Raw genomic sequence first — 19,189 nt, 5'->3', positions numbered from 1 at the left:
CCTGAGCGGTATCGGCGCCGCCTGACACATGTCCGCACGCGACCTGGCCAGACGGCCGCAGGACGAAGAGGATCCGCGATGACGACATCACCTCAGATCACACATGTCTCATGGGGCCGCATGGAAGTCGAGGGCCTCGAACCGGGCAAGGATTTCAAGCTTTACCCCGGCGGCGGTCGCGCCTGGGACTGGTCCGAGACAGGGACGCGTCACAAGCCGGGGATTCAGCCCACCGACGTCCGGGAACTCCTCGCCCATGGGTGCACGGTCATCGTGCTCAGCCGTGGCATGGAACTACGTCTGCTGACCATGCCGGAGACCCTCGGGCAGCTGGAGGAGGCAGGGGTCGAAGTGCATGTGGAGGAGACCACGGTCGCCGTGAAGCTCTACAACGAGCTTGCCCGGTCCACGGCTGTCGGCGGTCTGTTCCACTCGACGTGCTGATCACGCCCGGGTCACCGGGGCGCCACCGTGGAGTTCCGCCCCTAGGGGTCCTCGATGGTCCCGCTGGTCCGAAGCGGGGATCTGGTCCCCGTCCCACCGGTTGATCGCGCGCTGCCCTCGGCGGAGCGGATCTGGTCGGCGCGATGGGGCCGGGCGGCACCGGCGCCGCGAGCGGCCCGCGGACCGGCCGGCGGACGGCCGCGACCCGGCCGACGGCATCGCCGCCGCCTAGGACGAGGCCCTGTGGGCGGTGCTCGGCAGGCTGCCGCTGGCAGGGCGCCACGCTGGTGCTGCGCTTCTTCGAGGCTCTGTCGGTGCCGCGGATCGCGGCGGTGCTCGTGCTCGGCTGCTCGGTCGGGACCGTGAAGAGCCAGACCACAAGGCCCTCGCCAGACTCCGAATCGATCCGGGCGTCCCGGCCGCTGCGCGGCAGGGAGGGAATGACCCATGGCGCACGAACTGAAAGATCTGACCGAGGTCATGGAGGCCGAGAGCGCACGCGGCGTTCCGTCCTTCCTGGACGTCGTCCGCTGGGTCCGGCGCGGCAACCGGCTGCGGGACGGCATGCGGCCGCAGAAGGAGGTGCGGCTCTCGAAGCTCCCGACAGCAGCCCGTGCGACTCCGAGGCCTGGACCATGTTGACGCGGTAGCCGACGCGGTCGAAGCGGCTTCCGGTGGCGGGGGTGAAGCGGCTGGCACGGGGCGCGGGGCTGCCGACGGCCGCTCCCGAACGGTGCCGCTCAAGGGGCCGGGGAAGTCGACGCGAATGCGGGTGACGTGTGTGGACGCTGGAGGGCGGCGCGCGTCCACGCTGCCGCTGCCGCCGAGTTCTGGATATTTTCTGTTATGCCAATTGACACAAGTCCATGATCGGTCCTAACGTCCTCCGAGTGAGCACCGGCAAGGGGCGTGGACGGCCGCGCAAGGACCCGGACCGACTGGCGCGATGGACGCCCCCGGAGGGCTGGTCGCGGCTGGTCGCCTGGGTCTCTCCCGAAGAGAAGAAGGCGCTCAAGCACGTCGCCGTCGACGCCGGGGTTTCCGTCGCCGACCTCGTCCGGGCCCTGGCCGGCGGGCTGGCCGCCGGCGCGATCACCCACGGCGAGCTGCTCGGGCACGTCGAAAGGGGAAGGGACGTCATGGAGAAGATCCCCACGCTCTTCGAGCGCGATGACCGGTTCCGGGTCGTCGACCGCCCCAGAGCCGAGTGCGCCTGGGTGTTCGAAGGGGCCGGGACCGGCACCGAGAAACTCGACGGCACCAACGTCCGCCTCACCGTGCGGTCTGGCCTGCTGGTCCGGGTCGAGAAGCGGCGCAACCCGAGCAAGGCGCAGAAGCAGCAGGGGATCGTGGACGGCTGGTACGTCGACGCCGCGGAGGGGGCCGAGGACAAGTGGATCCAGGCGGCGGCCCGCAACACCGACGTCTCCGGGTGGCCGGACGGCGAGCATCCCTGCGAGGCGCTCGGCCCGCGCATCCAGGGCAACCCGCTGGGCCTCGAAGAGCACCGGTGCGTCCCCTTCAACGTTCAGGTGCCGGCCTACGAGGACGTGCCCCGCAGCTATGACGGCCTGCGGGACTACCTCGCCACGCTGGACAGCAGGTTCGCTCCAGGCCACCTCGCCGAAGGGATCGTCTTCCACCATCCCGACGGCCGCCGCGCCAAGATCAAGCGCAGGGACTTCGCCTGACCGCCACCATTGATCAACCCGTCACCACCTGCCCGTCACCCAGGGCACTTGCCCCCGGACCACCAACTCCTCGACGCGGTCGAAGAGCGCGGCGGGGAACGAAGGCCGACTCGCCGCGTCGTGAGCCGCGGCCGACCCGAACGACCGGGCGCAAACGCCAAGGCCGACGGTATGCCGACATGATCGCCGCTTGTGCACCAGGCCCACGGCCACCACGAACCGGTGATCGTTTCCGGTCACAGCACTCTTGGTCGGGCCCGGAGTCATTCGTGGACGAAGCCGCTCCTCACTCTTGAGATCAGCCCGGACGCGCCGACCCCCCGACCGCGCCCCGCGTCCATCGTCAGCGAGCCGAAATGAGCACATCGCGCGGCTGGCGGAGCCGCTCTCGGGAACGGTTCGTCCTGCGCAGTTCAAGGATTCTGGACGGTCGTCCGCTATGGGCGATCCACCGCCACGACACTGAGCGCACCCGGGCGCCGCTCCTTCTGGCCCGCCGAGCCCGCGGCCGGTCCCGGAGCGCCCCACCCCAGGACCGGCCCGCACGCCCGTCAGGCCCGGTCGAGAGCCCCATCCTTGATCCGCCGAAGCAGACTCCCGAACGCGACCCCACTCACGGTCAACCGTCCCCCCTCGGGGTCCTTGGAGTCCCTGACCCCGACCCCCTCCGGCAAAGCGGCCAACTCGACGCATGCCTCATCCGTTGCGCCACCGCTGTGCGAACTCTTCCGCCACGCGCTGGTCATGTGCACTCCTCCATCACCTTGCGGATCAGAGCCCGGGAGGCGTCCTCATGGAGGGCTTTCGCCCCGATCCGCTCGAAGTCCATGCTCAACTGCCTAACTTCGGAGGGCACCTCCACCAACCGGCCTCCGCGAAAAGCCCCGATATAGGCGATGTCCCGAGCTTCAAGACTCATGATCTGGAACGGGCCGTCAAGCCCTATGTAGGCGCCGGCCGACCTCGGGATGCGAGCATCTCGACTACGGGGACACCTGGAACCCGCGGCCGCCCGACCACATCGCCCCGCGCACCATGGTCACCTGGATTTCCAGGCCGGGCGTCCAAGGCGACAACGGCGGATACGTGACCTACACCGTGGACGGCACCGGCGGCCAGGGGTACGCCTACATGAGCTGGTACCACCCCTATGGAGGGTCCGCCACGCACACCGTCCGAGCCGGAGGCCTGTTCACGCTCCAAATCAGTCACTGGTTCACTGAAGACACCTTCTACTTCCGCTGCCAGATCCCCACCTGCTGAGCCGTCGCAGCCGCCCCAGCGCTCGCGCCGGGCGACTACCGGGTGCTCGGCGTCGGCCTACGCCAGTCAGTGGTCGGTGGCCAGGGCCCGAATTCCATGGCCGCTCCTCCCGGAACCGACGCTTTGCGGATGGCCGAGGCAAGTTTGGACGGAACGGGGGCCTGGCGTCGCCAGGCCCCCGCGGGTGGGTCAGACGTCGGCGATCGCGTCGCCGACGACGGCGCCGGCGGCGAAGCCGCCGATGACGGTGATGGCGGCGAGGAGGCCGAAGCCTCCGACCGAGACGAGGCCCGCGACGCCGAAGACGGCGGCGAGGACGAGACCGCCGGCGACGAGGCGCCCGCAGTCGTCCCTCGGCACGGCCGCGCCGTAGGCGGCACGGTAGGCGCTGCGGACGACGGCGCCGATGAAGCCGGCGAAGCCGCCGACGGCGCCGGCGACGAAGCGGTCGGTGAGGCCGGGGCCGACCACGTCGGCCAGGAAGCCGGAGCAGGCGGACCCCGCCGGGGCGCCGCCGAAGGCGTGGGCGATCTCGGCGATGTAGGAGGTGTGGAGCAGGTGCTCGACGAGCCCTCCGCCGCACACGCCGGCGAGTGCGCCGACCGCTATCGCGAGCAGCCCGTTCAGGACGGTTCTCTTCATGTTGGTTCCCGGTTTGCGTTGGGGCGCTCGTGCTTCACGAGCGCCGGTCGGTTGTTGGAGACCCCGTGCTTCACCACGGGCGCTGGGCTCTACCGTGCCGGGCCCGGCGCGCTCGGCAAGCCGGCCGGAGACCGGCGGGGCGTGCGCCCGGACCAGGCGGTTCTCCCCCGTGCCCGGTCAGCGGTGGTCAACACGGCCGGAGCCCGGACGGTCCTTCGCGAAAGGGTCAGTGACATACGCGTGTCCGGCGTCGCGTCGGACCTGTCAACTGACACACAAACCATGAACGTATTTCTTGGTGTCCGGATCCCCGTACGCAAGATCCTCAAGGGCGCCGCACTGACGGCGGCGGGCCTCGCGGCCGTCGTGGCCGCCGGGTGCTCCGTCCACTCCGCCTCGGAGACCCCGAGCAACGAGCGGCCGCCGTCGGCGACCGCCCCCATCCAGCCCGCGACCCCCGTCGCGAGCACGACCGCGACCGCGGAGCCGTCCACGGAGCCGTCCGCCGAGCCGTCCGCCAGCACGCCGGAGACCTCGGCCTCCGAGTCGTTCGACGCCTCGACTCGTCCGGGCAAGATCGTCGCCAAGTTCAAGGACGGCCCCCAGGGCCCGTACTTCATCCTCGCGCCGATGGACGCGTCCCAGAGCGCCCTGGAGGCGGCCTGGCAGCAGAGGGGCTCGCTCGAGTACTCCGCGAAGCAGCGGGCCGAGGGGGAGGACCTGGACGTCACGGCGATCCCGATCGCGTCGGCCTGGAGGGTGAACGTCTCCATGGACGAGTTCGCCTCCTACGAGCTGTACGCGGTGTACCCGTCCAGTGGGGACACCGCGCCGAGTTCGACCGACCGGTGACGAGCCGGCCGGTCTGAGTCACCGATCCCCGGGGCACGCCGCCCCGGGGATCACTTCTTTCGCGCGGTGGACAGCACCGGCCGCGATGTTGCGGACGACGAGCCCTCCGCCGCACACTCCGGCGAGCCCGGACCAGGCGGTTCCTCCCCGCGTCCGGTCAGCTGTGGTCAACGCCGCCGGAGCCCGGACGGTCCTTCGCGAAAGGGTCAGTGGCATACGCGTGTCCGGCGTCGCGTCGGACCTGTCAACTGACATACAAACAATGAGCCCATTCAACCTCGCCTCCGTGCGCAGGATCCTCAAGGGTCGCGGCGCCGTCGTCGCCTTCGTGGCGGTGTTCCTCGTGGCCGCCATGGCCTTGGGATCCTTCCGCCAGAGCTCCTCGGAAGATTCGGACAACGGACGGCCGCCGGCCTCGGCGACCGCCACCGCCGAGACCACGACACCCGTCGCGGACCCGAGCGAGACCGCGGACCCGGAGCCGTCCACCAGCCAGCCGGAGGCCACCCCCTCCGACGTCTCGCTCCGCCCCGGCCAGGTCGTCGGCGCGTTCGAGGACGGGCCCCAGGGTCCGTTCCTCGTCCTCGCGTCGATGGACGAGTACCAGGGCGACCTGGAGGCCATGTCGAAGGACAAGGACGCCCTCCGGAACCTCGACGTCACGGGGCAGGCGATCTCGATGCTCTGGAAGGTGGACGTGTCCACGGCCGTGTTCCAGAGCTGCCGGCCCAACCTGACGCGCATGGTGTTCAAGGACTTCCCGTCCTGCACGGGTGTCCCGAGCGCCACGCCCAGCACGACCGACCGGTGACGAGCCGGCCGGTCTGAGGCCGATCCCCGGGGCACGCCGCCCCGGGGATCACTTCTTTCGGGCGGTGGACAGCGCCGCGGTCAGCAGGCCCTTGGCGGAGGCGGTCAGGAAGGTGGTCCAGTCGAAGTAGTCGCGCCAGAGGGTGATCTTGCCGTCGTGGACCTCGAAGGTGCCGCAGACCCAGAACTCGGCGCGCCAGGAGCCCCGCTCCAGGACGTCGGTGCGTTCGGTGAGGACGACCGGGCCGGTGGCGGCGATGTTGTGGACGCGGGCCTCGAAGCCGGTGCCGTAGCGGGTCATGGTGCGCAGGGTCTTCTCCACGGCGCGCAGGCCGCGCGCGGGAGGAAGCGGGACGTTCTGGTAGACCATGGCGGGGGCGGCGTGGGCGAGGGCCCGGTCGACGTCCAGGTCCTCGAGGGCGGCGAGGAAGTCGGTGACGATCTGGATCTCGGTCATGGCGTCCTCCAGAGGTCGGTGGAACCACCGTAGTGCGGGAGAATCGGGCCATGCGGTTCGGCATCTTGGGACCCGTCGAGGTCTGGGCGGACGGGGCGGTCGTCCCGGTGGGCGGGCCGCTGGTGCGGTCGCTGCTGGCCATGCTGCTCCTGGACGCGGGGCGGCTCGTCCCGGCCGAGCGGCTCATCGACGGGCTCTACGGGGAGGATCCGCCGAGCGGGGCGGCCAACGCGCTGCAGTCGCAGGTGTCGCGGCTGCGGCGGGGGCTGGGCGACCCGGCGCTGGTCGAGGGGACGCCCGCCGGGTACCGGATCGCCGTGGAGCGCGAGGACGTCGACGTCCACCGGTTCCAGCGGCTCGTGGCGGACGCCGGGGCCGCCGGGCGGCACGAGGCGGCCGGGCTGCTCAGGGAGGCCCTCGGGCTGTGGCGGGGGGCCGCGCTGGCGGGTGTGGGCGCGCCGTTCGCGGCGGGGCAGGCGGCGCGGCTGGAGGAGGAGCGGGCCTGCGCCGTCGAGGAGTACGGCGAGGCGGTGCTCGCGGAGGACCCCGGGGCCGCGGTCGCGGCGCTGCGGGACCTGGTGGACGCGCAGCCGCTGCGGGAGCGGGCGCGGGCGCTGCTCATGCGTGCGCTGCACCGCGGCGGGCGGCAGGCCGAGGCGCTCGCGGTGTTCGAGGACGGGCGCAAGGTCCTGGCAGAGGAGCTCGGCGCGGACCCGTCGCGCGAGCTGGCGGACGTCCATCTGGCGATCCTGCGAGGGGACGCGCCGGCGGCCGTCCGGGCGAACCTGCCCGCGCAGCTCACGAGCTTCATCGGCCGGGAGGAGGAGCTGCGCCGCGTCGGGAGGATGCTCGCGGACGGGCGGCTCGTCACGCTGCTCGGGCCGGGCGGGGCGGGCAAGACGCGGCTGGCGATCGAGGCGGCGGCACGGGACGGCGGCGAGGTCTGCTTCGTCGACCTGGCGCCCGTGGTCCCCGGTGAGGTGGGCAAGGCGCTGCTCGGGGCGCTCGGGCTGCGCGAGGGCGGGATGCTGCCGGCGCCCGGGGAGCAGCAGCCGGACGCGGTGGAGCGGCTGGTCACGGCGCTGGAGGGGCGGCGGGTGCTGCTCGTCCTGGACAACTGCGAGCACGTGGTCGCGCCCGTCGCGGAGCTGACGCACCGGCTGCTGAGCGCCTGCCCGGAGCTGCGGGTGCTGGCGACCAGCCGGGAGGCCCTCGCGATCACGGGTGAGGCGTTGCGGCCGTTGCCGCCGCTGGAGGTCCCGCCCCCGGACGCGGCGCTCGGGGAGCTGCCCCGGTACCCGGCGGTGCGGCTGTTCCTGGACCGGGCCGCGGCGGTGCGCCCCGGGTTCGCGGTGGACGGGGGCAACGCCGGGGCGGTGCTGCGGATCTGCCGGGCGCTGGACGGGCTGCCGCTGGCGATCGAGCTGGCGGCGGCGCGGCTGAGGTCGCTGCCGGTGGCGGAGGTCGCGACGCGGCTGGACGACCGGTTCCGGCTGCTGTCGCGTGGCAACCGGACGGCGCCGCCGCGCCACCAGACGCTCCGGGCGGTCGTGGAGTGGAGCTGGGACCTGCTGGACGAGGCGGAGCAGACCCTCGCGCGGCGGCTGACGGTGTTCGCCGGGGGGCTCACGCTGGAGGCGGCGATGGGCGTGTGCGGCCTGGACGACGCCGACGAGCTGCTGGTGGAGCTGGCCGACAAGTCGCTGGTGCAGAGCGACGGGTCCCGGTACCGGATGCTCGACACCGTCCGGGCGTTCTGCGCGGAGCGGCTCGCCGCGGCCGGTGAGCTGGAACGGTTCGAACGGGCACACGCGGAGTACTTCGCCGGGCTGGCGCGGCGCGCGGAGCCCCATCTGCGGGGCGCCGAGCAGCTGGAGTGGCTGGAGCTGCTCGCCGCCGACCACGGGAACCTGCACGCCGCGCTGCGGCGAAGCGTGCGGCCCGACCCCGCGCTGGCGCTGCGGATCATCGCGCGGCTGTCGTGGTACTGGTGGCTGCGGGGGCGCGTCGAGGGCGCGCAGCTGGCGTCGGACCTGCTGGACGCGGTCGGCGCCGGGCCGCCGGAGGGCTTCGACGAGGAGTACGTCCTGTGCGTCACGAACGCGGTGTCGGGCGGGATCACGGGCGAGCGCGCGGTGGCGTGGCTCGACCGGGCCGCCGAGCTGCTGCGGGGCATCGACGGTCCCGTCCGGTACCCGGCGGTCATCGTGCTGTGGGCGCTGACGGCGGGCCCGGAACGCACCGACCTGGAGGTCTTCCAGCGGCAGGTGGGCGACGACCCGTGGACGCGCGCGCTGGTGCGGATGAGCGACGGGTTCCTCGCCCAGTTCGGCGGCGACCTGGCCGAGGCGGAGAAGGCGTGCGAGGAGGCGGTGCGCGGTTTCCGGGCGTGCGGGGACCGCTGGGGCACGGCCAACTCGCTCGACCCGCTCGCGCAGGTCGCCGACTGGCGCGGCGACCGGGAGCGGGCCCGCGCGCTGCTGGACGAGGCGCTGGACCTGGTCGGGCAGCTCGGCGCCCTTGAGGACACCGCCGACCTGCTCTACCAGCGCGCCCTCGTCCACATCCGCGCGGGCGACCTGGACGCGGCGCGGGCCGACTACGAGCGCGGCATCGAGCTGGCGCGCCGGGCCGGCACCCCCGACAAGATCGCCGGGGGCTGCCTGGGGCTCGGCACGGTCGCGCGGCTGCGCGGGGACGCCGCCGGGGCGCGCGGCATGTACGAGGCGGCACTAACCGGCTACGGCTCCGAGCGGTTCATCGCCGCCGCCGTGCGGGGCGGGGCGCTGGTCGGGCTGGGGTGGCTCGCGGCGGACGAGGGCGACGCCGGGCGGGCCCGGGGCCTGCTGAGCGAGGCGGTGGACATGTCGTTCGACCACCCGATCTTCGGCTACCAGGCGGACGCGGCGACCGCGATGGCGGGGCTGGCCGCCCGGGAGGGCGACGGGGAGCGCGCGGCGCTGCTGCTCGGCGCGAGCCGGGCGCTGCGGGGCGTGACGGTGTCCGGCGACCCCGACACCGAGCGCGTCCTCGCCCAGGTGCGGGCCCTGCTGGACGAGGACGCCCGCGAGGCCGTCTTCGCCCGGGCCGCGGCCCTGCCCCGCGACCGGGCGCTGGCCCTGCTCACCGGCGCCTGACCGGCCGCCGGCGGCGCCGTCAGCGGACGGTGCGCGGACGGTCAGCGCGCCGCGCGAACCTTCCGGGCATGAACTCCTCAGCCCGCAAATGGAGCACCTTCGCGATCTGCCTGCTCGTCGCGCTCGTGCCGAACATCGACCTGACCGCGCTGAACCAGGCCGTCCCGCACCTGTCGGCCGACCTGCACCCGTCCGGCACGCAGATCCTGTGGATCGCCGACGCCTACGGGTTCGCGCTCGCCGGCCTGCTGATCACCATGGGCGGTGTCGGGGACCGCATCGGCCACAGGAGGCTGCTGCTGATCGGGACGGCGGTGTTCGCGGCCGCGTCCGCCGTGACCGCCTACGCGCCGAGCGCCGAGCTGCTGATCGCGGCCCGCGCGCTGCTCGGGGTCGCGGGGGCGACGCTGATGCCGTCCTGCCTGTCGCTGCTGCGGCGCGCGTTCACCGAGCCCAAGGAGCGGACGATGGCGGTGGGCGCGTTCAGCGGCGTCGCGGGGCTCGCGGTCGGGCTCGGGCCCGTCGTCGGCGGCGCCCTGCTCGACCACTTCTGGTGGGGCTCCGTCTTCCTGATCAACGTGCCGCTGATGGCGGTGGCGTTCGTCGCCGGCGCGTTCGTGCTGCCCGAGTCGCGCACCTCCGTCCCGGGCCGCCTCGACCTGATCAGCGTGCCGCTGTCGGTGGCCGGCGTCCTCGGCCTGGTGTACGCGGTCAAGGAGGCCGCCGCGCACGGCGTGGACGAGCCCGCGGTGTACGTCTCGGCGCTGGCCGGCGCGCTCTCGCTGGCGGCGTTCCTCGTCCGGCAGGGACGGGTGGCCGAGCCGCTGATCGACATCCGGCTGTTCCGCCGCGCCGCGTTCTCCGGGTCGGTCGGCACCAACATGTTCGCGATGTTCACCCTGGTCGCCCAGTCGCTGATCTTCTCGCTGTTCTTCCAGCTCGCGCTCGGCTGGTCGCCGCTGCGGTCGGGCCTGGCGGGCCTGCCCGGCGCCGCGGGCGCCATGATCGGCGGCGCCGCGCTCGCCCCGCCGCTGATCGGCGCGCTCGGCCGCGCCCGCGTCGTGGCGGCGGGCATGGTGCTCTCGGCCGGCGGCTTCGCCCTGTTCGTGACGTTCGGCCTGCACACCTCCTACTGGGCGATGATCCCGGCGATGCTGCTGTCCGGCATCGGGATGGGGCTGGCGATGACCGTCACCGCCGACACCGTCCTCGCCTCGGTCCCCAGGGACCGCTCCGGCGCCGCGTCCGCGATCTCCGAGACGGCCACCGAGCTCGGCGGCGCGCTCGGCATGGCCGTCCTCGGCAGTGTGCTGAACGCGGTGTACCGGAACGTCCTGGACCTGCCCGCCGGCGTCCCGGCGCCGGCCGCGTCCGCCGCCCGCGACTCCCTCGGCGGCGCGCTCCAGGCGGCCGCGAACCTGCCGCAGGCGCTCGGTGACCAGGTCGCCGCCGCCGCCCGGGCCGCCTTCGTGGACGGCATGCACGCCGCCCTCACCTGCAGCGCCGGCCTCGCCGTCCTGGTCGCGGCGTTCGCGCTGGTGACGCTGCGCAACGTCCCCAAGCTCATCCCCGACACCGAGGAGCCGGAGCTCGTCTCCGCCCGCTGACCACCGCGTTCCCGTCCGGTCCCCGGACGGGATCGCGGCGTCCCAGGGAGATCGAGGTGGTATGTCCGGAATTTATGTGATATCACTTTGCTATGCCGATGATGGCACGGGAGAACGGGGACGACATGGTGGACGCGGCGGCGACGGTGGACATGCCACGGCCGAAGATCACGGAGCGGGCGGCGGCGGACCGCGGCGGCTGGGGGATGCTCGGGGTCGCGGTGGCGCTGATCCTGGCCGGGGCGGCGGCGGTGGTCGGCGGGGTGGCGGCGGGAGGCGAGGCCGCCATCGCGGCGGGCGTGGTGGCCGGGTCGCTGCTGGCGGTGGCGGGGCTGGCCGTCTCGGCGGGGCTGACGCCGGTGGCGCCCGGCGAGGCGCGGGTGCTCCAGCTCCTCGGGCGCTACAAGGGGACGGTCCGGAACGACGGGCTGCGGTGGGTGAACCCGCTGACGGAGCGGCGCAAGGTGTCGACGCGGATCCGCAACCACGAGACCGGGCTGGCGAAGGTCAACGACCTGGACGGGAACCCGATCGAGATCTCGGCCGTGGTCGTGTGGCAGGTGGCCGACACCGCGCGGGCCGTGTTCGAGGTGGACGACTTCGTGGAGTTCGTGGCGTTCCAGACCGAGGCGGCCGTCCGGCACATCGCGGGCAGTTTCCCCTACGACGCCCACGACCGGACGTCGCTGCGCGACAACGCCGACGAGATCACCGGGCAGCTGTCGGACGAGCTGGCGCTGCGGGTGGCGTCCGCCGGGGTGCGGATCGTCGAGTCGCGGATCACCGGGCTGGCGTACGCGCCGGAGATCGCGCAGGCGATGCTGCGCCGCCAGCAGGCGGGCGCGGTGGTGGCGGCGCGGCAGCGGATCGTGGAGGGCGCGGTCGGCATGGTGCAGCTCGCGCTCGACCGGCTGGACGAGGAGAACGTGGTCGACCTGGACGAGGAGCGCAAGGCGGCGATGGTCAGCAACCTTCTGGTGGTGCTGTGCGCCGACCGCGACGCCCAGCCGGTGCTCAACACCGGCTCGCTCTACCAGTGACCGCGCGGACCAGTGGCGGAACGCAAGAAGATCCTGCTGCGGCTGGACCCGGCCGTGCACGACGCGCTGGCGCGGTGGGCCGCGGACGAGCTGCGCAGCACCAACGCGCAGATCGAGTTCCTGCTGCGCAAGGCGCTCGCGGACGCCGGGCGGATGCCGGGGTCGGCGGGACGGATGCGAGGGCCCGGCCGGCCGCGCAAGGCGCCGGCCGGCGAGGACGAGGAGAGCCCGCCGGGCGGCGGGGGCGAGGACTAGCGATGGTCGAGGTTCCGGAGTCGCTGCCGGCGCGGATGTACCTGCTGGCGTACGACCTGCGCAGGCAGCGGATGATCAGTGGCGGCGCGCGGCTCGGCTACGTGCTGCGCGCCGCGGCGCTGACCGAGCTGTACCTGGACGGGCGGCTCGGCGAGGAGCGGCGCAGGCCCGTCCCGGGGACGCCGGGCGACGACCCGTACGGGGTGCTGGCGCAGATCGCGGCGTCGAGGCCGCGGTCGTGGCAGCACTGGGTGCGCAAGGACGCGCGGGCCGTCGAGGCCGCGGTCCGCGACGAGCTGGTGCGGGGCGGGTGGATCCGGGTCCACTCGCGCCGGGTGCTCAGGGTGTTCCCGCGCCGGGAGGTCGCCGTGAAGGACCCGCGGGTGGTGAAGTCGCTGTGGGGCGGGGCGTCGTCGGCGCTGCGGGGGCGTCCGGTGGCCCACGTGAACAGCTACGACGCCGCGGCGGTGGCGCTGGCGGCGGCGGGCGGGCTGACGACCGTCCTGCCGAGGCGGGACAGGCGGCGGCACCGGCGGCGGATCGCGGAGCTGACGGCGCGGACGGGGCCGGCGGCGCCCGCGGTCATGAAGGTGATCCGCCAGAAGAAGGCGGCGGCGGCGAGCGGCTGAGCGGCGGGCAAGTGCGGATTCCTACAAGGTCCGGGGGCCGAACTTGTATCGGCCCCCAGCGGCGGCGGGGGCGGCGCGCCCCATAGCCTGCTCGGACATGGACCCCGAACGCCTGATCTATCCCCTTATGAAGCACGTGGTCATGGGACCCGCGATGCGCCTGGCCTTCCTGCCGAGCGTGAGCGGCCTGCGGCACGTCCCGCGGATCGGGCCGGTGATCCTCGCGGCGAACCACCTGGGGTTCCTCGACTCGTTCGTGCTGCCGCTGATGGTGCCGCGCCGGGTCCACTTCCTCGGCAAGCACGAGTACTTCACCGGGGCGGGGATGAGGGGCCGCGTCACCGCGACGTTCTTCCGCAGCGTCGGCGCGATCGCGGTCGACCGGTCCGGGGGGCGGGCCGCGTTCGACGCGCTCGACACCTCGGCGGCGGTGCTGGAGGGCGGCGGCGTGTTCGCGATCCACCCCGAGGGGACGCGGTCGCCGGACGGGCGGCTCTACCGCGGCCGCACGGGCGTGGCGCGGCTGGCGATGCGGACCGGGGCGCCCGTCGTCCCGGTGGCGATCGCGGGCACCGACAAGGTGCAGCCCCGGGGGCAGGCCGTCCCGCGGCCGGGCCGGATCGGGCTGCGGATCGGCGCGCCGATGGACTTCCGCGACCGGGACAAGGGCGTTCCGCGCGGCCGGGCGGCCCGGCAGGTCACCAACGAGATCATGGAGGCGATCCAGGAGCTGTCGGGCCAGGAGTACGTGGACGACTACGCCCCGAGGCCCGCCGGGCCGCGCTGATCGTCCGCCCCATGTTTCACCGTGTCCGATTGGGCACCTTTTATGGGGACGGATGGAGATGATGTGGAAATCACGATGGACCTCGTGCTTCCGCGCGACGTGGCGAGCGTTCCGGCGACGCGCAAGCTTCTGGACGCGGCACTGGCCGCGCTCGGTGTCGAGGGCCACATCCGCGACGACATCGAGATGATGCTGACCGAGGCGTGCACCAATGTGATCAAGCACGCCGAGCACGGGGCGGACTACACCGTGCGGGCGACGATCCAGGACCGGCGCTGCGTGATCAAGGTGATCGACTCGGGCACGGGCTTCGACGCGGCGCTCGTCCCGCTCCCCGATCCGGCCGCCGAGCAGGGGCGCGGCCTGATGATCATGCGGGCGCTGGCCGACGACGTCCGGTTCGCCTCGTTCCCCGAGGACGGGGCGCTGGTGGCGCTGGAGAAGCACCTGTCCTACGGCGAGGACAGCCTCGGCGGGCTCCTCACCGCCGGCAGCGACGTCCCGCGCGGGGACGGCTTCCGGCCCGCCCCGGACGAGCCCACGGCCCGGCTGTTCGAGATGGCGCGGACCGGCGACACGCGGCGCCTCCTCTCCCAGCTGGACAACGGGGTGTCGGTGGACCTGTCGGACCACAGGGGCGAGACCCTGCTGATGCACGCCGCCTTCCACGGGCACCCGGAGACCGTCCGCGCGCTCGCGATGCGCGGCGCCGACCCCGACCGGGCCGACGACCGCGGCCACCGCCCCCTCACGGGCGCGGTGTTCAAGCGGGAGAACGAGGTCGTACGGGTCCTGCTGGAGGCGGGGGCCGACCCGCGGGCGGGATCGCCGTCGGCCGCCGACACGGCACGGCTGGTCGGCGCCGACGAGATCCTCGCGTGGTTCGAGGAGGCCGCTCCCCCGCCCGCGTGAGGCTCAGCGCCGGACGCGCAGCACGAGCAGGGCGACCAGCAGAGCGGCGGCGGCGAACACCGCGCCGGTCGCGAAGGCGGCGTCCATGCCGTCGACGGCGTCCGCGGGGCCGTGTCCGGACACCGCGGACCCGTAGGCGGTCACCATGACGGCCGAGCCGAGCGATCCGCCCGACCACAGCATGGCCTGGGCCACCCCGGCGGCCGCGCCGGACTGCTCCGGCTCGACGCTGCCCAGGATCGTCGCGTTCAGCGGCAGGATCGACAGCCCGCCGCCCGCGCCCATGAGGACGAACGGCCCCAGCAGCGCGCCGGTGTAGCCGTCCCCCGGGGACAGCCGCGACAGCCACAGCAGCCCGGCGCCGAGCAGGACCGTCCCGGCGATGACCGGCGGGCGCCGACGCGCGCCAGCAGCCGCGGCGCCGTCCGGACGACGGCGAACTGCATGCCGACCATCGGCAGGAACGCGGCGCCGGCGCGCAGCGGCCCGTAGCCGAGCACCTGCTGCAGGTACTGGGTGAGGAAGAAGAACGCGCCGAACATGGCGGCCGCCAGGCACAGCTGGGTCAGGTAGGACGCGGCCCGGTCGCGTCCGGTCAGCAGCCACAGCGGCATGAGCGGGCGGCGGGCGCGGGCCTCGACGGCCACGAAGGCGGCCAGCAGCGCGGCCGCCGCCGCGAACGCCGCGACCGCCCGGCCGTCGCCCCAGCCGTCCGACCCGACCCGGATCAGCGCGTAGACCAGGGCGGACATGCCGCCGGTGGAGACGACGGCGCCGAGGGCGTCGAACCTGCCCGGGCGGCGCGGCGTCTCGGTGAGGACGCGCGGCGCGGCCAGCGCCAGGACCAGGCCGACCGGGACGTTGACGAAGAACACCCAGCGCCACGACCCGGCCTCGGTCAGCGCCCCGCCGACGATCATGCCGACGGCGGCGCCGGCGCCGGTCACGGCGGAGAAGACGCTCAGCGCGCGGACCCGGGCGGCGCCCTCGAAGTTGGTGGCGATCAGGGCCATCGCGCTCGGCGCGGCGACGGCGGCGGCGACGCCCTGGGCGGCCCGGGCGGCCAGCAGCCACCACCCCGCGTCGGCGAAGCCCCCCGCCAGGGACGCGACGGTGAACAGCACGATGCCGGCGGTGAAGGCGCGGCGGCGGCCGAACACGTCCCCGGCGCGCCCGCCGAGCAGGAGCAGGCCGCCGAATGCGAGCATGTAGGAGTTCTGGATCCAGGCGAGGCCCCCGGTGGTCAGGCCGAGGCCCGTCCGGACGTCCGGGAGCGCGATGGTGACGACGGAGGTGTCCAGGCCGATCATGAGCTGGCAGCCGACGATGACGGCGAGGACGGTTCCTGCACGATGATGGAGGGGCGGCACGGCCGGGCCGGGAGGTGTCGACTCCCGGTGCGCGGCCGTCCGCCCGCTGGCTGCGGTCAAGGCGAACCTTCCCAGAAATAAGGAACGGCGAAGTACACTATGTGGGGAACGTATCACCGACGCACGCGAAAGAGAACGCTAGCGTTCACTATTTTCGGGATCGTGCCGTGACCCGTGCGAACTCCGGTCCCCGGGCCGAGGCGGAGCCCTCCGCCGACGCGGGGCCCCCGGCGACCCGCCGCCGCGGCGGCGACCTGGAGGCCGCGATCTTCGACGCCGTGTTCGCCCAGCTGGAGGCCGTCGGCTACCGCGGGCTGACCATGGAGGGCGTCGCCGCCGGCGCCCGCACCGGCAAGGCCGCCCTCTACCGGCGCTGGCGGTCCAAGAACGAGCTGATCACCGACGCGCTCAGGCACGTCCTGCCCGAGCCGCCGACCCCGCCGGAGACCGGCTCGGTGCGCGAGGACATGCTCCAGGTCCTGCGGTGCCTGCGAGACACGCTGATCGCCTGCCGCGGCGCGGCTTTCCGGGTGCTCAAGGAGGAGAGCGAGGAGGGCGTCGGGCTCATCCACGACGTCGTGCGCGACCGGCTGTCCAAGCCCGTCCGCGACCTGCTCTACCAGGCGCTCCGCGACGCCGCCGCGCGCGGGGAGATCCGGCCGGAGGCCGCGACCCGGCAGATCGCCAACGTGGGCCCGGCGGTGATGGTGTACGGCAACCTCACCGAGGGCGGCCCGATCACCGACGACGACCTGGCGTCGATCGTCGACGAGGTCCTCATGCCGATCGTGCGCCCCTGACGAAGGTCGGGGTGCGCGGCGGCCGTTCGACCATGATCGGAGATGGCCCGGGGCCGGAAGGCTCGGGGCATGCGATCACTTGTGCCCCTCCGGCTGCTCGCGGCCGCGGCCGTCCTTCCCCTCGCCCTGTCCGCGTGCGGAGCCTCCGCCCACGCGACGAAGACCGCCGCCACCGCCCCAGCCCGGTTCGAACTTCCCCGCCCCACGGGCCCGCACCAGGCCATCGGGACGACCGAACTGCACCTCGTGGACGCCGGGCGCGCCGACCCGTGGGTCCCCGGCCGGATCCGCGAGCTGATGGTCAGCGTCTGGTACCCGGCCGCCCGGTCCTCCGGCCCGAAGGCGCCCTACCTGCGTCCCGGAGTCGCGAAGGCGCTGTCGGAGGCCGACGCGCTCGGCGTGTTCAAGGCCGGAACGGTCGACTGGGCGAGTGCCCGGACCCACGCCGCCGAGGGCGCCCCGGCCGATGCGCGGCGCGCCCGGCCCGTCGTCCTGTACTCCCCCGGCCTCGGCGTCCCGCGCGCGCTCGGCACCACGGTCGCCGAGGAGCTCGCCAGCCGCGGGTACGTGGTGGTGACCCTGGACCACACCTACGAGACGGCCCCGATCGAGTTCCCCGCCGGCCGGGTCGAGCCGCAGCGCCTGCCCTCGTCGGACACGCAGGCGCGCAAGACCGCGCTGGACACGCGCGTGAAGGACAGCCGGTTCGTCCTCGACCGGCTCGGCGCGCTGCGGGCCGGCCGCAACCCCGACGCCGAGGGGCGGGCCCTGCCCGCCGGCCTCGGACGGTCCCTCGACCTGTCCCGGGTCGGCATGGCCGGGCACTCCGCCGGCGGCATCCAGGCGGCCGAGGCCATGCGCACCGACCGGCGGGTCGACGCGGGCATCGATATGGACGGCACCCTGCAGTACGCGAAGAACGACTACGTGCGGGTCGCCGAGACCGGGCTCGACCGCGCGTTCATGCTGATGGGCGCCGCTACAGGCGGCTCTCCGCAGACGCACCTGACGACCCCGTCCTGGGGGTCGTTCTGGACTCATTCGACCGGCTGGAAGCGCGACCTGAACGTGCCCACCGCGAGCCACTACTCCTACACCGACGTCCAGTCCGTCCTTCCGGCGCTGGACGCCGAGCTCGACATCCCCGCCGAGGACCGCGCCGCCCTCATCGGGACGGTCGACCCGGGACGGATGACGGCGTCGGTGCGGGCCTACGTCACCGCGTTCTTCGACCGGGCGCTGCTCGGGCGGCACCGCCCGATCCTCGACCGCCCCTCGCCCCGCCACCCCGACGTGCGGTTCATCCGCTGATCAGGCCGTGCGCGCCCTCGCCGTCGGGCAGGATGATCTGGCGGCGGGGGTAGGGCATCTCGATGCCCTCCTTGGCGAAGCGGCGGTGCAGCCGCTTGACGAACTCGTGCTTCAGGCGGAACTGGTCGCCGAACTCGTCGGTCCGCAGGATCACGGTGAAGCCGATGGAGGAGTCGCCGAAGGTGTGGAACCGCACCAGCGTCTCGCTGTCCTTCACCCCGCCCTGGACCTCGTGCATGACCTCCTGGCCGACCTCGACGACCACGCTCTCGACGTGCTCCAGGTCGCTCTCGTAGGCCACACGGGCCTGGATCAGCAGCGACATGTCCTCGGCGGGGCGGTGGTAGTTGGTGAGGATCGTGTCGGAGAACCGCTGGTTCGGGATGACCTCGATGTTGTCCGACAGCGTCCGGATGGAGGTGTTGCGCCAGTTGATGTCGACGACGTACCCCTCCTGCCCGCTGCTGAGCTTGATGTAGTCGCCGGGCTCGATCGTCTTGGACGCCAGGACGTGCACGCCCGCGAAGAGGTTGGCCAGGGTGTCCTGGAGGGCGAGGGCGACCGCGAGACCGCCGACGCCCAGGGCGCCGAGCAGCGGCGAGATCGAGATCCCGAGGCTCTGCAGCATCACCAGGACGCCGACGCCGATCACCAGGACCCGGGTGATGTTCGCGAAAATAGTCACATTTCCGGCCACGCCCTGCCGGACCATCGCGATCGAGCTGACCGAGCCCGCGATCAGGCGGGCCAACGCCAGCGAGACGACGAGGATGGCGGCGGCCGTGAGCACCTTGGCCGTCACGTCCAGCGTGCCCCGGGGCAGGTGCAGCATCCTGGCCGCGCCCCACAGGCCGAGCAGCACCGAGACGGGCACCGCCAGGTCCTTGACCAGGCGGGCGGCCAGGTCGTCCCACGCCCACCGGGTGTCGCCCGCCCGCTTGAACAGCCGGCCGGTCAGCAGCCGCAGGACCACCGCGATCCCGACCGCCACCACCATCACGGCGGCGGCCCCCACAACCCGATGCCAGCTCAGATCGCCCAGATGGACCATGACGCGGCGGATTCCTCCTCTGTCCGGGGAGGCATGGCGCCGCCCGTTGAAATTTCCGATTTGCGTGTTTACGCGTCCCCGATCGTAGTGAAGACCCGGGGCACTGCGAGGCACATCACGGCACATCTGGC

22 protein-coding genes are annotated in these 19,189 nt (G+C 73.4%); 15 read left to right on the top strand and 7 right to left on the bottom strand.

Features of this window, described 5'->3' with window-relative positions:
- The first annotated feature begins 78 nt into the window (after positions 1 to 78).
- The 3 genes from BJY14_RS36265 (at position 79) to BJY14_RS36255 (ending at position 2,135) form a co-directional block, all read left to right on the top strand.
- Positions 79 to 444 (top strand): Mth938-like domain-containing protein, encoded by a 366-nt coding sequence (locus tag BJY14_RS36265; protein WP_179847725.1) that lies wholly within the window; start codon positions 79 to 81, stop codon positions 442 to 444.
- Between the two features lie 447 nt (positions 445 to 891).
- Positions 892 to 1,086 (top strand): hypothetical protein, encoded by a 195-nt coding sequence (locus BJY14_RS36260; protein WP_179847724.1) that lies wholly within the window; start codon positions 892 to 894, stop codon positions 1,084 to 1,086.
- A gap of 248 nt (positions 1,087 to 1,334) precedes the next feature.
- Complete coding sequence (locus BJY14_RS36255) at positions 1,335 to 2,135, top strand: DNA ligase-like domain-containing protein (protein ID WP_218905746.1); 801 nt, start codon at positions 1,335 to 1,337, stop codon at positions 2,133 to 2,135.
- A gap of 551 nt (positions 2,136 to 2,686) precedes the next feature.
- Here the strand turns inward: BJY14_RS36255 and BJY14_RS36250 are convergent.
- On the bottom strand, positions 2,687 to 2,881 hold the full coding sequence (locus BJY14_RS36250; protein ID WP_179847723.1) for a DUF397 domain-containing protein: 195 nt from the start codon (positions 2,879 to 2,881) through the stop codon (positions 2,687 to 2,689).
- Positions 2,878 to 3,105, bottom strand: coding sequence for a Scr1 family TA system antitoxin-like transcriptional regulator (locus BJY14_RS47850; protein WP_376770059.1), 228 nt, complete (start codon positions 3,103 to 3,105; stop codon positions 2,878 to 2,880). Before BJY14_RS47850 ends, BJY14_RS36250 begins: the two co-directional genes overlap by 4 nt.
- Before the next feature lie 65 nt (positions 3,106 to 3,170).
- Between BJY14_RS47850 and BJY14_RS36245 the strand changes: the two genes are divergently transcribed.
- On the top strand, positions 3,171 to 3,398 hold the full coding sequence (locus BJY14_RS36245; RefSeq protein WP_179847722.1) for a hypothetical protein: 228 nt from the start codon (positions 3,171 to 3,173) through the stop codon (positions 3,396 to 3,398).
- Between the two features lie 189 nt (positions 3,399 to 3,587).
- On the opposite strand, the gene BJY14_RS36240 is transcribed toward BJY14_RS36245, so the two are convergent.
- On the bottom strand, positions 3,588 to 4,040 hold the full coding sequence (locus BJY14_RS36240; RefSeq protein ID WP_179847721.1) for a hypothetical protein: 453 nt from the start codon (positions 4,038 to 4,040) through the stop codon (positions 3,588 to 3,590).
- A 282-nt stretch (positions 4,041 to 4,322) separates the two neighbouring features.
- On the opposite strand from BJY14_RS36240, the gene BJY14_RS36235 reads away from it, so the two are divergent.
- Complete coding sequence (locus BJY14_RS36235) at positions 4,323 to 4,892, top strand: superantigen-like protein SSL4 (RefSeq protein ID WP_179847720.1); 570 nt, start codon at positions 4,323 to 4,325, stop codon at positions 4,890 to 4,892.
- A 262-nt stretch (positions 4,893 to 5,154) separates the two neighbouring features.
- Positions 5,155 to 5,703 carry a hypothetical protein gene (locus BJY14_RS36230; protein WP_179847719.1) on the top strand — a complete coding sequence of 183 codons (549 nt, stop codon included), beginning with the start codon at positions 5,155 to 5,157 and terminating at the stop codon, positions 5,701 to 5,703.
- 48 nt (positions 5,704 to 5,751) lie between these two features.
- Here BJY14_RS36230 and BJY14_RS36225 read toward each other — a convergent pair whose 3' ends face one another.
- Positions 5,752 to 6,159 carry a limonene-1,2-epoxide hydrolase family protein gene (locus tag BJY14_RS36225; RefSeq protein WP_179847718.1) on the bottom strand — a complete coding sequence of 136 codons (408 nt, stop codon included), beginning with the start codon at positions 6,157 to 6,159 and terminating at the stop codon, positions 5,752 to 5,754.
- 50 nt (positions 6,160 to 6,209) lie between these two features.
- Between BJY14_RS36225 and BJY14_RS36220 the strand changes: the two genes are divergently transcribed.
- The 7 genes from BJY14_RS36220 to BJY14_RS45975 all read left to right on the top strand — a co-directional run bounded on the left by BJY14_RS36220 (position 6,210) and on the right by BJY14_RS45975 (position 14,526).
- Positions 6,210 to 9,296 (top strand): AfsR/SARP family transcriptional regulator, encoded by a 3,087-nt coding sequence (locus BJY14_RS36220; protein ID WP_179847717.1) that lies wholly within the window; start codon positions 6,210 to 6,212, stop codon positions 9,294 to 9,296.
- 68 nt (positions 9,297 to 9,364) lie between these two features.
- Positions 9,365 to 10,903, top strand: coding sequence for an MFS transporter (locus BJY14_RS36215; protein ID WP_179847716.1), 1,539 nt, complete (start codon positions 9,365 to 9,367; stop codon positions 10,901 to 10,903).
- 125 nt (positions 10,904 to 11,028) lie between these two features.
- Positions 11,029 to 11,943 (top strand): SPFH domain-containing protein, encoded by a 915-nt coding sequence (locus BJY14_RS36210; protein WP_179849861.1) that lies wholly within the window; start codon positions 11,029 to 11,031, stop codon positions 11,941 to 11,943.
- 12 nt (positions 11,944 to 11,955) lie between these two features.
- Positions 11,956 to 12,198 carry a type II toxin-antitoxin system antitoxin gene (locus BJY14_RS36205; RefSeq protein WP_179847715.1) on the top strand — a complete coding sequence of 81 codons (243 nt, stop codon included), beginning with the start codon at positions 11,956 to 11,958 and terminating at the stop codon, positions 12,196 to 12,198.
- A 2-nt stretch (positions 12,199 to 12,200) separates the two neighbouring features.
- On the top strand, positions 12,201 to 12,827 hold the full coding sequence (locus BJY14_RS36200; protein ID WP_179847714.1) for a GOLPH3/VPS74 family protein: 627 nt from the start codon (positions 12,201 to 12,203) through the stop codon (positions 12,825 to 12,827).
- Between the two features lie 97 nt (positions 12,828 to 12,924).
- A complete protein-coding gene (locus BJY14_RS36195) occupies positions 12,925 to 13,614 on the top strand; it encodes a lysophospholipid acyltransferase family protein (protein WP_218905745.1) in 690 nt (229 codons plus the stop codon).
- Positions 13,615 to 13,689: 75 nt separating this feature from the next.
- The gene (locus BJY14_RS45975) at positions 13,690 to 14,526 is read left to right on the top strand and encodes an ATP-binding protein (RefSeq protein WP_246396236.1); all 837 of its coding nucleotides are present in this window, start codon (positions 13,690 to 13,692) and stop codon (positions 14,524 to 14,526) included.
- A 3-nt stretch (positions 14,527 to 14,529) separates the two neighbouring features.
- On the opposite strand, the gene BJY14_RS44650 is transcribed toward BJY14_RS45975, so the two are convergent.
- On the bottom strand, positions 14,530 to 14,811 hold the full coding sequence (locus tag BJY14_RS44650) for a hypothetical protein (protein WP_218905744.1): 282 nt from the start codon (positions 14,809 to 14,811) through the stop codon (positions 14,530 to 14,532).
- Positions 14,775 to 15,956, bottom strand: a complete 1,182-nt coding sequence (locus BJY14_RS36180; RefSeq protein ID WP_218905743.1) for an MFS transporter — start codon at positions 15,954 to 15,956, stop codon at positions 14,775 to 14,777. Before BJY14_RS36180 ends, BJY14_RS44650 begins: the two co-directional genes overlap by 37 nt.
- Positions 15,957 to 16,063: 107 nt before the next feature.
- On the opposite strand from BJY14_RS36180, the gene BJY14_RS36175 reads away from it, so the two are divergent.
- Positions 16,064 to 16,696, top strand: a complete 633-nt coding sequence (locus BJY14_RS36175) for a TetR/AcrR family transcriptional regulator (RefSeq protein WP_179847713.1) — start codon at positions 16,064 to 16,066, stop codon at positions 16,694 to 16,696.
- 69 nt (positions 16,697 to 16,765) lie between these two features.
- Positions 16,766 to 18,007, top strand: a complete 1,242-nt coding sequence (locus tag BJY14_RS36170) for an alpha/beta hydrolase family protein (protein WP_179847712.1) — start codon at positions 16,766 to 16,768, stop codon at positions 18,005 to 18,007.
- Here the strand turns inward: BJY14_RS36170 and BJY14_RS36165 are convergent.
- Positions 17,997 to 19,058 (bottom strand): mechanosensitive ion channel family protein, encoded by a 1,062-nt coding sequence (locus tag BJY14_RS36165; protein ID WP_179847711.1) that lies wholly within the window; start codon positions 19,056 to 19,058, stop codon positions 17,997 to 17,999. The genes BJY14_RS36170 and BJY14_RS36165 overlap by 11 nt on opposite strands.
- Positions 19,059 to 19,189 lie beyond the last annotated feature (131 nt).

Source organism: Actinomadura luteofluorescens (assembly GCF_013409365.1).
Classification (GTDB): Bacteria; Actinomycetota; Actinomycetes; order Streptosporangiales; family Streptosporangiaceae; genus Spirillospora; species Spirillospora luteofluorescens.
Note: the sequence above shows the minus strand (reverse complement) of the source record. Positions and strands in the feature narration are given on the sequence as shown.